We start from the raw sequence: 13,502 nt of genomic DNA on the forward strand, positions 1-13,502 counted from the left end.
CCGCGACTTCGGCGTCTGCTCGACGACCTTGCCGCCGACCTGAGTCCGGTTATGGCGCACCGTCAGCTGACTCCGTCCGAGGTTGACGTCTTCCCAACGTTGACCGAGGATCTCCTAACGACGTAGACCGGAGTAGAGCGCTAGCTCGAACAATGGCCCGAGCCGATTTCCTGCCGCGACGTCGAGGAAGCGACGGCCCTCCTCGGGCTCCCACACGTTCGCCTCGGCCCGCTCGATCTTCGGCAGATCGAGGCCGACTGCGGGGTTCTCCTGGATCATCCGCGCCGCCTTCATGGCCGCCTGCAGCACGGCGACGATCCGGCGCACCGTGACGTCCCCGCGCCCGGCCGCGCTCAGCTCGGCGACGAACCGATTGATGTGCTGCAGGCGGATGGTCGACAGGGGCATGGGGCCGAGCGCCGACGGCGCGAGGTCCAGGCGTGCGTACCGCTCGTCGTTGAGGTAGCTCGTCGCCTTCAGCCCCCGACCGTTGTTGCCATTCACCCGGTGCTGCGGGAGCCACTCCGCCAGCCACTCGCGGAATGTCAGCGAGGTCGGCGGGACGTAGAGGCCGCGGTCGAGCTTCGCGACGATCTGGTTGCGAGCCTTCCGGGCGGCCGTCTGGTTCGTAGAGCCGGACTTGCGGACCTGTACCCGCTCGCGGGTGTCGGGATCGGAGCCGGTCGCATAGAAGCCCCAGGAGCCGTGCGCGTCATCGTCGGAGCACCTGAGAGCGACCAGTCCACGATGCCGACCGGATCGTAGGAACTTTCGGCGCAGACTGCGCGACTCGGACGGCGATCCCAAGCCGGAGCATCAGCTCGGGCCAGACGGCAAGGACGTAGGCGGACTGACGTCGCCGCCAGACATGGAACTGGTGGCGGGCGAGGTTTGGACCGTCCCGGTACCGCCAGACGAGGGCGATGAGAATGAGAACGAGTAGTGTCGCGCCCAGAACGAGTTGGGCGGGTCGCCACTGTCTGAAGAGGACGATCGTCGCGACAACGAGAGCCGTGGCCACCTTGTTTCGCTTGATGACCGCCCTGAGCGCAGCGCCACAGTTCCGGAGTTCGGCGACGATCATGAGTCGCCGGCCTTCCGTGCAGCCGCGGCGCGGATACCGCTTGCGCGCAGCGAGTACGCGACGCGGGGTCGACCGTTCCCCTCCTTGACATAGGGTACGACCACGAGATCATCGAAGATCACCGGGCGGAAGGGGAGCCCCGGTAGCTCCGCAGGCAGAGCGGGCGGTGTAGCTGCCACAACCTTGACAGTGACCTCACCCTGACCCTTAGGATCCTCAGGGTCGGTGTCGAACACCCGGACTGTCCACAGTGGCTTCCCGGTGTCCCTGTCGTGCTGCTGGCCGGCTGGCTTACCGTCAACGAACTCGATGAGCGGCTCTGCGTCACCGACGGCGTAAGCCGGCCCGCCGAAGTAGCTGTCGCTGTTGACTGGCAGGCCTGATTTCTTCACGGGCATGGTGTTCCTCCGTGTCTTGACTGCGCTGCCGAGAGCATCTGCTCCAGGACCGATTGTCCTCAGCACCCCTTGCTTGATTCCTTGCTTGACCGTGGAGACCGACTGTCAGACGCCATCCTTGGACAGCTACCCGTCCGAACTCGTCCGCGGTGTGTCGATAAAAAACATTTGCGTACACCAAGCACAAGAGTGAATTATGTCGATGAGTGCGGATTCCATCACGGTGCGGCACACTGGAGGAGTGAGTGGAGATGAGGACGCGATGTCGCTGGAGGGTTGGGGGCTAATCCCAACACCAGTGGTTGAGGCCGTGCACGCGCTCAACAAGAAGATTCTGCGCACCGGCCAGCATCTCGACGGCCTCGTCTGGCCGGATAAGCCACGAGATGTTCAGGACCTGCTGCGGATGTCGGTTTCGGATGCGCACAAAATTACGCAAGCAAGCGCAGACCTGCGCGCACTGCTCACTGACTACGCCCACCGTTTTCACCAGCCGCGCCCAGTAATGGCCGACCTGGCGCGCGCGCAGGGCGCATCTCCCCAAGGCATTCCGAGGCGTTATGGTCAGGGCAACGTGGATGGACTGGCTTCCCTGTTCAGTGATGAGCCGGATGTCGCAACGATTCTGGCGGGCTTTCCGTCGCTCAGTCTCGCTGACCTTCGCGACTTCAGTGGCTCGGTGGGCCGCAACGCGAAAGCGCTCCGTGACGAGGGCAAGCATGCAGTGAGGGCCGCGCATAAGGAGCCGGCGTCCCGACTGCAACAGGGAACGAACGGCAGGAAACCGCTCGCCGAGGTTCTCACGCCGATCTCGCGGTAGATTGACGCGCCTGATTCGGATGGCACTGACAAGCATTCATGACGGACTGCGCCTGACGGTGCACCGCGGAGCGAGCGCGTGTCCTTCGAGACAAGGCGGCTAGAGGTCCGAGCCAGAACGGGTCTGGACGGATTGGATCAGCTCAGGGGCTTCGGTTTGGCGCGGCTCGCGAGGAGCGCGGGTGTTGGCATTCTGGGCCGAACCGGAGAAGGCTGGTCGGTCGTGCCAATCGGCGCTGGGGTGACAGGCATCGGAACGTCTGTCGACTCGGGCGTCTTCTCCGGGGCCAGGTCTGACAGAAGGTCTTCGAGTTTTCGTGCCTGGTGGCTTGCGTCTAGATACTCCTGATACTGCACGCGAGAACTAGCAATCAGGGAGTCGTAGAGACGATAGCTGCCTCGGAAAGAGCGGAACTGGCTGCCTATGTATTCCTCATAAGTCCCGAGACCTGGAACAAATCCTTGTATGCCAGGTCGCTGGCCCAAGACGAATATCACTTCAATGTTCGGAATCTGGTCCTGAAGCTGCTGTTGGGAGAGGATGCTGCTAAGTGCTTGGGCGTACTTCGTCCCTTGCTCGGCGAGTTTCCGGGCATCGACCTTAACATCGTAGCGCTTCAGTTCCACAATGACGTGTTTACCGCCGACCGTCTTATAGCGGATGTCAATCCGCCCAGTAATTTCCTCATCGAGCTCGTCTTTAGCGAACAGGCCAGGCTGGATCTTGCGAAGATCCTCTTCCATCGTCTCACTGCCCGTGGCTCGTTCCCACGACGGGTCGAGTAGCCAGAGATGATCGAACAAGTGCTGCTGAAGCACCTTCTCTTTCTCGTTTGCGTCCGCCAGGCCCTGCAACTTTTCTATTGCCTGAACGCGTGAACGAAGGATATCAACCCAGAGGCCTGCTTCGTACGCGTCTTGTTGACCCAAGAGTGGGAGCAACTCGACAGCCGAGATGTTGCTCAACTGATCAAGCTCGTCGGCCGATTCCCGGAGGCCCACGCGGGCGAATGCGAGCACGCCAGAGCGGAACAATGCAGAGCGGTCGACAGCGGCGCTGCTTCCCTCGAAATCTAGGCCTGCAATGGTTCCAACCATCTTTCGCGCGCTATCCTGCTGCCACTTCGGAAGCTCATCGACCCACCCAGCGAGTTTGGGGTAGCGCGAGAGGGCGTCCTTTGCCTCTCGCTTGGGCCTGGCCTTACTCCACTGCTCTGCTGCTGTAACGAATGCCTTTCGAAGGAACTCCTGCAGGGCAGTAACGCGCTCGTCGTCTTCGATGAGACGTTGGCGGTCACTTGTAGCGATGTCATCGTATTCGGGGTCATCGAGGTCAAGGAAATCTGCCTGAATCTGACCCGTCACATAGTTGCCGAAGAGCCGGCTGAAATCTAGTTTTTCTATTATCCCCTCTTGGATCGGACGCTTGCGAGCGATGACAATGATGTTCTTAAGCGAGCCTGCCTCAGTGTCCCCGACGAGGTCGGTTGGTGTCTTAGTTGTACCGAACCACCCGCTCACTTTCCATCCCTTGTCTGCACGCACGAGATTTGAAGGCAGTTCGAAACGAACGACATCCTTCGGAAGCGCCGTATCAGGAAGCTTGTCTGGACCGAATTCCCAGATGAATTCAAGCTTCTTCAGCTCCTGCCTATCCGCCCACGTAATGCGCGAGCCATTCACGACGATGTGAAAGCCACCCTGGTCTAATGGGGTCTCGTCAAGAACGTCAAACCGCCGGGCCAAGCGCTTTCGCAGTGCGGCGGACGTCAGTCCAGCCCGTTTCGACTTCAGGTCGGATAGAACAAGGGTCGTGCCCTGCGTATTGAACTCATGCGGCACATCGACTGGCTGGGGATGGTAGTCCTTCTCGGACTTTATGCACTCCTCTAAATCATTAACATCAATTCGAAAGCCGTGAGCATCGCCATCACTCGTCTTACTGTAGACCTCAACCACGCGCGCGAGCGAGAACACCGCAAGCTTGCCAATTCCCTTTCGCCCCATGAATGGTCGGCTCCACTTCGGGGACGCAAGACCCTCGTTCCCTCGTTTCTTATATCCGGCCTTGAGAAAGCGCGCATTGAGCTCAGCGACGTCCATACCGCTGCCATCATCTGTGACGACGACCTCCATCAACTTCTCTTCGCCATCGCCGACCGATCTGGGTTTCCAGGTAATCGACACATTGCCGGCGTCGGCGTCATAGGCGTTTGCTACGAGCTCCGAAAGCACAGCGGCGGCGTTGCTGTACAGATTGATGCCGAGGGACTCGAGCACGGACAGCTCGACAGACATTTTGTAGGTCTTGTCGAGAGGCACGCCCTCGTCCTCAGTGCTTGGCGTGTCTGCGGCTGTCAATTCGTGGTCGCTTCCATGTTACTGACGTGGGCGAGAGCAGCTCGTCCGACTTCTGCAGCGATGGGTGGCGGAACGGCGTTGCCGATCAGCCGAGCGATCGGCGCCATGTTGATCTTCGCGCCACTCCTGACGAAGCGATACCCGCGCGGGAATCCCTGAAGGAGAGCTGCCTCACGCAGAGAGAGCGGCCGCGCCTGCTCTGGGTGCCCGAAGCGGCCAGCACCGAAGTTGTTTGAGAGAGTGGTGATCGTCGGCGAGGGCTTGTCCCACTCCATTCGCGCGTATACGTTCTTGAAGGATGCTCCTGATGCCTTGCGGTGGCAAGGGGACAGCAGTTCTTCTGGCCAGTCTTTCCAGGTTCCCCCGGGCTTGGACGCGGCGATCCGCTGGAGGTTCAGAGGTGACAGGCGTCGCGCAACGTGTAGTGAATCCTCCGCGTGCGCCTCGCCTGATGCGATGGGCGGTAGGCCACCAATAACATCTCGTACAGTTCGGAAATCTGACTCATCGAGCGGGCCATCGGGAACTTTAATGGGCCCCAACCGCGATGCGAGGAGCACAAGACGTCTTCGATGCTGGGGGAGCCCGTAGCGCGGTCCGTAGCAGCTCTTCCAATCCACGAAGTACCCGAGGCTCTCCAGCTCCGTCACAAAGTCTTTGAAGACCTGGGAGCTGCCAATCCGGGGCACATTCTCCATCGTGACGAGTTCAGGTTCGATTTCCTCCACGAGCCGAGCAAACTCGCGGAGGAGGGGCCACTGTTCCTCGGCTGATGTGTCGACGCCTCGGCGGTACGGCGAGAAGGGCTGGCAAGGCGCGCAGCCGGCCAGCATCCTAACCGTGCCGCTTTGCCAGAGCGGCTCCAGGTGAGCTGCCGTGACGTCGCGTACGTCCATCTCCATGAAGGGTGCGTCGATGTTGGACTCGAAGGCGTAGCCGCACGATGCTTCGATGTCCACTCCGCCCACGACACGAATACCCGCATCCTGGAGACCCTGTGAGAGCCCACCCGCTCCGCAGAAGAGGTCAATCGCGCTGATGGAGGTCGCCGTGTCGTGCATGGACCAAGACTAGAGGAGCGCTCTCTGCTGGACCGGATCCTGTGGACGGCTGATGCGCAGCTACGCGCCACCCTTGGACTTCGGTGTACGTGACAGAGCAGAACGGCTCGCTTCGGCGGGCCGTTCTCGTTTTAACAGTCGCTCGTTCCGGTGGCTGTCGGCGTCGGTCTCCCGGAGAGCGCGGCGCGACGGAACGGCCGGTCCTCCGCCTCGCAGGACGCCTCTTCGCGCCGTCGACGGCGCCGACCGTCTTCCGCCCGCATCCGCGATCAGTCCGCGCCCGCGCTCGCGGTCACTCCGCGCAGGCTCCGCGATCACCCGCGAGCACGCCGCTCGGCTCTTCTCGCGCGCCGTTTCCTCCTCCACAGCGCCCATCTCGCGCCGTTCTCCACGGATGCAGCCGTTCCGGCCGCGACGACGTCGAACCGAGCAATACTCTCTTTCCGTGGGGCTGAACGGTCGCCGCCGACGCAGTGCGCTCGGTCGGCAGAGGAGAGGACATCGGATGAGTCGAACGGAACAGTCGGGGCGGGACGAGCGCGGACGACCCCGAGCGCGGACGGCGCGAGCGCTGGTCGGCACGACGGCGGGCTGCGTGCTCGTGAGCGGGCTGCTGGGCGGAGGCCTCGCGCCGCCGCCCGCCCTCGCCGCCGACGGTCCTCACACGACGATCGAGAACACCCTCCTGCAGGGAGGCGCGACGAACGCCGGCGTGACGACCGTCTCGGCCTGGGTCCAGAAGGGCGAGACGCTCCGGGTGGACCTCCACCCGCTCCAGGCGGGCTCGGGGACCGGCGAGGGCGAGACCGGCGGCGGTACCGCCCGGGTGACGGCTCCGGGCGGAGCCGTCCTCGACGAGCAGGACTTCGCGCCCGGAGCGGCGCCCTCGGTGTCCGCCGGCGGCTCGTTCGTGGCAAACGAGACCGGCGTCTTCCAGATCCGGGTGTCCGACGACGACGTGACGGCGCCGGTGAACCTCGTCTGGAGCATCGGCGTCCAGGACGCGCGGGGCGCGGCGGTCGCGGGCCGGGTGTGGTCCGACTCCTATGCGATCCAGTCCGGGGCGAAGGAGTCCTACTCCTCGCCCGAGGAGCGGCGCTCCTCCTTCACGCTTCACGCCGTCACGGAGACGGGCGCCCGCTACGAGCTGGGGCTGCGCGGCTACGACGGAGTCGCCTCGACGGTCCAGGCCACGAACAAGGGCAATGTGAAGGTCGGGTCGTCCGATCCGTCCTACCTCTCGGTCCCCATGCCGCAGTCGAGCGAGGCGGGCGGGATCGGGGCTCAGTACGTGCAGGCGTCCGGACGCTCCGGGATCGACGGCCTGCAGACCTACAAGCTCTTCCTGGACCCGCCGTCGTCCGACCTGCCGGAGTCGATCGCTCCGGCTTACCGCGCGCCGACGATCGAGGGCCTCGCCTTCCGGCGGTCGTCCGCGGGCTCCGACGCGGGCACGCTCACGGGCGTCCTGGGGACGCAGCCGGGCACCGTCGTCGTGGACGTCGATGCGGACGGGGACGGCTCCTACGACAGCGAGCGCGACGTGCACCTCACCCGGATCGCGGGGACGACCGGTCCCTTCTCGGTCGACTGGGACGGACGGGACGCGAAGGGCGGGACCGTCGACGTGACCGACCCCGACGTCACCTTCCGCGCCTCCATCGGCCGCACGAACGAGTTCCACTTCACGCGGGTCGACGCCGAGACGTCCGCCGGCGGCGTGTCCGTCGTGAGGTCGACCGGCGGCGGCGACGACCCGTCGACGGTGCACTGGGACGACTCGCTCCTCGCCGGATCGAACTCGGAGCGGTACTCCGGCACCTCCGCGGTGACGTCCGGCGACGGCGGCACCGACTCATCCGGCGGGGTGCACCGCTGGGAGGGCGACGACTCCGGGCGAGGCCGCATCCCCAACGCCAACGACTCGGTGCACGGCTCCTACGGCGACCTGCGGGCGATCGACGACTGGGCCTACGGCTCGGACGGTGCGGTCGCGGTCGCACGCCTCGATCCGCTCGCGCCGCACGTGACCATCGCGAAGACCTCGTCGGTCGACTCCACCACTCCGCTGCTCCGCGGCGCCCGCGTGCCCTACCGGGTGACGCTGACCTCGGACGGGACCGGGGACTACTCCGACGCCGCCGTCATCGACTACCTCGACAAGGGCGTGCTCGACGACGCCGAGCTCGACTCCGGCTCCCTCCGCGCCTCGCAGGGCACGGCCACGATCGATGCGGAGACGGGCCGCATCTCCTGGGCGGCCGGCAGCCTGCCTGTCGGGGCGACGGCCGAGCTGACCTTCGACGTGATCGTGACCGGCGAGGGGGACCGCGCGCTGACGAACACGGCCTGCCTCGCCGATGCGCCCTTCGCTCCCGCCTCGTCCGGCACGGGGACCGACGCGAACCCCTGCGCCACCGTCCCGCACGACATCGGCGAGGGGTCGCTCCTGATCCGGAAGACCGCGTCCCAGGCGAGCGCCGAGCACGGCGGCACGGCGGGCTTCGACATCGTCGTGGCGAACACCGGAACGGTCGACGCGACGGACGTGACCGTGACCGACGTCCCGACGCTCGACCACCTGCTCGAGGCGACCATCGAGAACGGCGCCGGAGGAACGCAGCCGGCCACGGAGCCCGTCACGGGTCTCGACATCCCCGCCGGCGGCCAGGTGTCGCTGCACGTCAGCGGCCGGGTCGCCGACGGGTACGACGCCGCGACCCTGCCCAACCGCGTCTCGATCACCCACCAGCCCGAGGGCTTCGACCCGCCGACGGTCGAGAACGCCTGCGCTGACGATGCGACGTCGTCCTGCGCCGAGATCCCGGTGCCGCCCGTCGAGGGAAGGCTCTCCATCGAGAAGACGGCGATCGGGAATCAGGTCGACCACGGCGGGCGTGCCGGGTTCCGGATCGTGGTCGCCAACGAGGGGGCTCGGCCGGCGGACGGGGTGACCCTCACCGACATCCCCGAGCTCGCGCACCTGAGCGACGTCACGATCTCCCGGGACGGCGGCCCGGCGTCGTCCGACCTGACTGTCGAGAACCTGTCTCTGGCCCCGGGAGCGTCGACGACGTTCACCGTGACCGGACGGGTCGCCGACGGCGTGGACGCGTGGACCATCCCCAACCGGGCACGCCTGACCGAGGTCCCGGAGGGCTTCGATCCGACGACCGTCCTGCACCCGTGTGCGGACGACGGCGGAGCCAGCTGCGCCCAGGTGGCGGTGCCTCCGGTCGGACTCGTGCCGACGGTCCTCGCCTCGACGGGAGCGGCGGCCGGGCCCCTCGCGGCCGGAGCCGGCGCTCTGCTCCTGGCCGGCGGCGCCCTGACGGCGCTGCGCCGTCGCTCGACCCGCACCTCGTGAACCGGAGCCCGGGCCGCTGCAGCGCGGCCCGGGCTGCCGGACCCTCTCCTCGAAAGGCACTACTGCATGACCGAGCACGGCCTCCCCTACCGCATCACCGAGCGCTTCCCTCTCCCCGATGGACGCGTCGGCGTCAGCACCTGGTGGTCCGCCGATCCGGAGCAGCTGGAGCAGCAGCTCCGCACGCGCTCCGGACATCCGCATCCCGAGAGGGAGCCGGTCCGGAGACTGCACCTCGCGACCGCGACGATCGTGCTGATCGAGGAGCGGACCGCTGGAGGCTTCCGCCCGCTCGACCCCCACCTCCGGGCCCGCACCGATCCGCGCTGGCGCCGGGCTCTCCTGCGGTCGCGCAGGTCGGCCCGGCTCCGACGCGTCATCGGTCCGCGGGACCTGCCGAGGACGGATCCGCCGGTCGAGGTGTCACGGCACGTCGATCCGACACGTCGAGCGTGAAGGAGGCGGGCGGAGAGCTCGGCACCTGATGCGCGGTGAGGGTCTCCCCGCAAGGAGGCCGTCAGGTCAGGCGGCTTCCTCGAGGTCGTCCTCGACTGCGACGGGCGCGTCGACCGGGGCGCACGGGGGAGCCGACTCGGCCGGGGATGCCGAGGCCGCGATGCGCGAGCGCTCGAGCCCGGCGAGGAGCACGGCGAAGGCCTCCTCGAGCTCGGCGGTGTCGCGGAGCAGGACGCGCTCACCGCTCGTCGGGTCGAGGCGGACCGTCCGGTAGGCCGGGCGGGGGAGATCGGAGACCAGGGTGATGATGCCGAGGACGACGCCGCTGCGGCGGGCGCGCGCGGTCCAGCGGTTGGCGTGGGTGCGGAGAAGGATCATGACCGGGGCCGTCCTCGGTGACGTGGTGCAGGAGCGGGGGGAGGGGGGTGTCGCTGGCGGTGCGGGGATCCTCTCGAAGCTTGCTGCACGAAGGGCCTCCGCTTCCTGTGCTTGACAGCAGAGCCGAGCAGCGGTCACCGGCGCCGGGCGGCCGCCGCGGCGTGCAGGGCCCGCAGGAACTCGGGGACGACCGGGTTTCCGGTGTCGCGGGCGAGCACACCGATCTCACGGCTCGCGCCCGGATCGTCGATCGGGATCTCGCGGACGTCGTCGTCGACCGAGGACGGGCTCGGCGGCAGGATCGTGAGTCCGAGACCGGCTGCCGCGAGTCCCCGGGCGGCGCGGTAGTCGCCGACCTCGAACGCCGGCACGGGGTCGCGGCCGTCCACGGCGAGCAGGCGCCGGGCCGACTCGTGGAGGCCGTAGCCGGGCGCCAGCATGATCAGGTCGAGGCCGCGGAGGTCCTCGACCGTGACCGAGCGCCGCGAGGCCAGCGGATGACGGGGGTCCACGACCGCGAGGAGAGGCTCCGAGTAGAGGGTCGTCGTGGTGGTGCCGGGGAGATCGGGCGGATCCGCGACGATCGCCAGCTCGGACTCGCCCTCCGCCACGGCCCGCAGGCAGAGGGCGCGGGAGCCGTGACGGAGCCCGAAGCCGACCTTCGGCCAGCGGCGGCGGAACCGGCGGATCACATCCGGCACGAAGCTCTCCCCGAGGAGCGTCTGGAAGGCGAGGTCGATCCGGCCGTGCTCCACGTCGCCCGCCTGCCGCACCTCCGCGAGCCCGGCGCGGATCACCGACATGCCGTCCTGAGCGGCCTCGGCGAGACGGGTCCCCGCCTCCGTCAGCACCACCCCGCGGCCCTCCCGGCGGACCAGGGGGGTGCCGACCAGGGCGGACAGCCGGGCGAGCGACCGGCTCGCGGTCGGCTGCGGGATCCCGAGCTCGGCGGCCGCCGCCGTGACGCTCCCGGTCTGGGCGACCGCGACGAGCAGGGGCAGGAGGCGGAGGGTCGCGGGCCAATCGTCGGACACGCCACCACCCTAGATCCGGACATGACCAGAACGCATGAACAGTACGACAAAGGGCATTAGTCATGCACCCGCAGGCGGTCTACCGTCGGAACCATGAGCACCGCCGCACGCATCCGACCGATGCGCGCAGCGGCACCCTTCTCGCAGCGGCGGCTGACCATCGCCCTCCTCGCCGCCGGGGTCGCGACCTTCGCCGAGCTCTACGCCGTGCAGAGCGTCCTCCCGCAGCTCGCGCGGGAATGGGCCCTCGCCCCGTCCGACGCCGCGCTCACCGTCTCGGCCGCGACCCTCGGACTGGCGCTCTCGGTGCTGCCGTGGGCCTCGGTGGCCGAGCGCATCGGACGGCTCGAATCCATGCGGATCGCGGTCCTCACGTCCGTGGTCCTGGCGCTGCTCGCCTGCATCGCCCCGACCTTCGAGCTCCTCCTCGTCCTGCGCTTCCTCGGGGGAGCGGCACTGGGTGCCGTCCCGGCCCTCGCCGTCGCGGCGATCCACGACCGGGTCGGAGGCGCCGGAGCGACGGCCGCCGCGACGGCGTACGTCTCCGGGACCACGATCGGCGGTGCCGCCGGACGACTGCTCGCCGGACCGCTCGCGGCGGCGCTCGGATGGCGCGGCGCACTGCTCGTCGTGACGGCCGTCTGCGCGGCGGCGGCGATCGTCTTCGCCGTGCTCGCGCCCCGGGGCGGCGGCGCGCGCGAGGCTGCTCCCGGCGGCTGGCGAGGGAAGACGGCGCAGGTGCTCCGCGATCCGATGCTCGTCGCGATCGCGCTGCAGACGTTCCTCGCGGTCGGCGTGTTCGTCGCGGTCTACAACTACCTGGCGTTCCGGCTCGAGGCGCCGCCGTTCGCACTCGCGCCCGCGCTCGTCTCCCTCCTCTTCGCCGCCTACCTCGCGGGAACCGTCTCCTCCCGGCTCGCGGGGAGATGGGGGCCGCGGATCGGCCCCCGCCTCGTCATGCGGATCGGCGTCGCCCTGATGATCGTCGGACTGCTGGTGATGCTCGCCGAGAACGTCGCCGTGGTGATCGCCGGACTCCTCGTCTTCACGGCCGGCTTCTTCGCCCTGCACGCGACCGGCGCCGCCTGGACGGGAGCGCGCGCGGCTCCGGCACTCCGCGGGCACGCCGGCGCGGTCTACACGATCGCCTTCTACGCGGGCTCGGCCGCCGGCGGCTGGCTCCTCGGCCTGGCCGTCGGAGCCGGTGGCTGGCCGGCGCTGACGGCGGTGACGATCGGCCTGCTACTGGTAGGAGCGGGGATCGTCAGCCTCCCGTCGCGCACCACCGCGGCCGGGCGCTGAACCCCCGCCTTTGTCGACCGCACCCCGAGCTCCGCCCGGCACCTCCCCGCAGCGGGCGAGGTGCGACATGATGGCCCGACTGCACGAAGCGGGGGACGGCATGGCGCGGAGCACCGGAGCGGACGGCTTCCCACGCGAGAGAGGCGGGACGGACGAGGGCGGCACCGACCCGCGCTACCACGCGGGCTTCCAGCGCGGCTACGACGGACGCGAGGCCGAGCGGCGCGGCAGCGGCGAGGAGCGCCTCCGCTCCCCGTTCCTGTCGGGCGGGACCTCGGGCATCGGGCGATCGGCCGGTCGGCGAGGTGGCGGGTCCGCTCCCGAGCAGGAGGACGTGCGATCGGTCGGCGGCCCGACCGGCTCCCGAGTCTCCGGCCGACGGACCGCTCCGGAGCGCGCGAGAGCGGCGGTGCGGGCCGTCCCGACACCCGCGGAGCCGACCGCGCCCCGACCCGCGGAGCCGACAGTCCCACTCCCGACCGAGCCGACCGTCCCGCTTCCCACCGAACCCGACCCCGCTCCCGGCGACGCGGCACCCGACTCCGGTGACCGTCACGACGCGACCGACACCGACCCCCGCCCCGCTGTCTCCACTCGCCGCATCGCCGGAGCCCTGGCGGTCGTCGGCGGCGTGAGCGTCCTCGTCGGACTCTTCGCCCTCTGGAACAGCTCCCACAGCTGGTACGACTACTCGCCGTCGCAGAGCGCCTTCGGGCCCGAGCAGTACCTCCGCGTGCTCAGCGACAACGCGATTGGACCGTTCCTCACCGTCGGCCTGATCGCGCTCGGCCCGGCGGTCGTGGTGCCGCTGCTGAAGGCTCCCCGCCGATGAAGCGGGTCCGCCTGCTCTGGGCCGCCGCCATCGCGGTCACCGTCGTCCTCTGGGCCGCAGTGCTCGCGCTCCCGGTCGTGGTCCTCCTGCTGCCGAACCAGTACCAGGGCGATTCGATCACGGTCCCGCCGGAGCTCTACGTGCGGCAGGCGCTCGCGATGGTCGCGCCGCCGCTCCAGACCGCCGCCCTGGTGATGCTGGGAGCGCTGATCGTCGTCGCGGTCGCGCGGCGCCCGCCGGCGAAGGCCCGTACGACGGACGCGGCGAGCGGCTGGGACGACGCCGTGCTCCTCGACCCGGACGGCCGCGAGCAGCGCGGGACGGGCCCCGCAGGCCGCTGAGCATCCGCTGCTCGATCGGAATCCGCCTCCCGGGAGCACCCGCTGCTCCCCGGTCGGAAGCCGCTCCTC

12 protein-coding genes are annotated in these 13,502 nt (G+C 68.4%); 6 read left to right on the forward strand and 6 right to left on the reverse strand.

Annotated features, from left to right (window positions below; translation table 11 throughout):
• Positions 1–114: 114 nt before the first annotated feature.
• Together xerC and C5C57_RS03120 are read right to left on the reverse strand one after the other, a co-directional pair.
• Positions 115–807, reverse strand: coding sequence for a tyrosine recombinase XerC (gene xerC, locus C5C57_RS03115; RefSeq protein ID WP_104297286.1), 693 nt, complete (start codon positions 805–807; stop codon positions 115–117).
• Between the two features lie 273 nt (positions 808–1,080).
• A complete protein-coding gene (locus C5C57_RS03120; RefSeq protein WP_104297287.1) occupies positions 1,081–1,482 on the reverse strand; it encodes a plasmid replication, integration and excision activator in 402 nt (133 codons plus the stop codon).
• Between the two features lie 310 nt (positions 1,483–1,792).
• Here C5C57_RS03120 and C5C57_RS17615 point away from each other — a divergent pair, with 310 nt between their 5' ends.
• Positions 1,793–2,302: a hypothetical protein gene (locus C5C57_RS17615; protein WP_146082345.1), complete on the forward strand. Its 510-nt coding sequence runs from the start codon at positions 1,793–1,795 to the stop codon at positions 2,300–2,302.
• 137 nt (positions 2,303–2,439) lie between these two features.
• Here C5C57_RS17615 and C5C57_RS03125 read toward each other — a convergent pair whose 3' ends face one another.
• Together C5C57_RS03125 and C5C57_RS03130 are read right to left on the reverse strand one after the other, a co-directional pair.
• Positions 2,440–4,623, reverse strand: coding sequence for an ATP-binding protein (locus tag C5C57_RS03125; RefSeq protein ID WP_104297288.1), 2,184 nt, complete (start codon positions 4,621–4,623; stop codon positions 2,440–2,442).
• A 35-nt stretch (positions 4,624–4,658) separates the two neighbouring features.
• Positions 4,659–5,723, reverse strand: coding sequence for a DNA cytosine methyltransferase (locus tag C5C57_RS03130; RefSeq protein ID WP_104297289.1), 1,065 nt, complete (start codon positions 5,721–5,723; stop codon positions 4,659–4,661).
• A 505-nt stretch (positions 5,724–6,228) separates the two neighbouring features.
• On the opposite strand from C5C57_RS03130, the gene C5C57_RS03135 reads away from it, so the two are divergent.
• A complete protein-coding gene (locus C5C57_RS03135) occupies positions 6,229–9,090 on the forward strand; it encodes a DUF11 domain-containing protein (RefSeq protein WP_146082346.1) in 2,862 nt (953 codons plus the stop codon).
• Between the two features lie 66 nt (positions 9,091–9,156).
• Entirely contained in the window at positions 9,157–9,546 is a 390-nt protein-coding gene (locus C5C57_RS03140) for a hypothetical protein (RefSeq protein WP_104297291.1), read from the forward strand.
• A gap of 66 nt (positions 9,547–9,612) precedes the next feature.
• Here the strand turns inward: C5C57_RS03140 and C5C57_RS03145 are convergent, their stop codons facing one another.
• Together C5C57_RS03145 and C5C57_RS03150 are read right to left on the reverse strand one after the other, a co-directional pair.
• Positions 9,613–9,924 carry a hypothetical protein gene (locus C5C57_RS03145; protein ID WP_104233493.1) on the reverse strand — a complete coding sequence of 104 codons (312 nt, stop codon included), beginning with the start codon at positions 9,922–9,924 and terminating at the stop codon, positions 9,613–9,615.
• A gap of 134 nt (positions 9,925–10,058) precedes the next feature.
• Entirely contained in the window at positions 10,059–10,958 is a 900-nt protein-coding gene (locus C5C57_RS03150; protein ID WP_104297292.1) for a LysR family transcriptional regulator, read from the reverse strand.
• A gap of 93 nt (positions 10,959–11,051) precedes the next feature.
• Between C5C57_RS03150 and C5C57_RS03155 the strand changes: the two genes are divergently transcribed.
• The 3 genes from C5C57_RS03155 to C5C57_RS03165 all read left to right on the forward strand — a co-directional run bounded on the left by C5C57_RS03155 (position 11,052) and on the right by C5C57_RS03165 (position 13,433).
• Positions 11,052–12,260 carry an MFS transporter gene (locus C5C57_RS03155; RefSeq protein WP_104297293.1) on the forward strand — a complete coding sequence of 403 codons (1,209 nt, stop codon included), beginning with the start codon at positions 11,052–11,054 and terminating at the stop codon, positions 12,258–12,260.
• A gap of 67 nt (positions 12,261–12,327) precedes the next feature.
• A complete protein-coding gene (locus C5C57_RS18405; protein ID WP_181069087.1) occupies positions 12,328–13,092 on the forward strand; it encodes a hypothetical protein in 765 nt (254 codons plus the stop codon).
• The gene (locus C5C57_RS03165) at positions 13,089–13,433 is read left to right on the forward strand and encodes a hypothetical protein (protein WP_104233489.1); all 345 of its coding nucleotides are present in this window, start codon (positions 13,089–13,091) and stop codon (positions 13,431–13,433) included. The genes C5C57_RS18405 and C5C57_RS03165 overlap by 4 nt, the downstream gene beginning before the upstream one ends.
• Positions 13,434–13,502: the final 69 nt, after the last annotated feature.

This window comes from Rathayibacter sp. AY1C5 (genome assembly GCF_002931705.1).
Lineage (GTDB): Bacteria > Actinomycetota > Actinomycetes > Actinomycetales > Microbacteriaceae > Rathayibacter.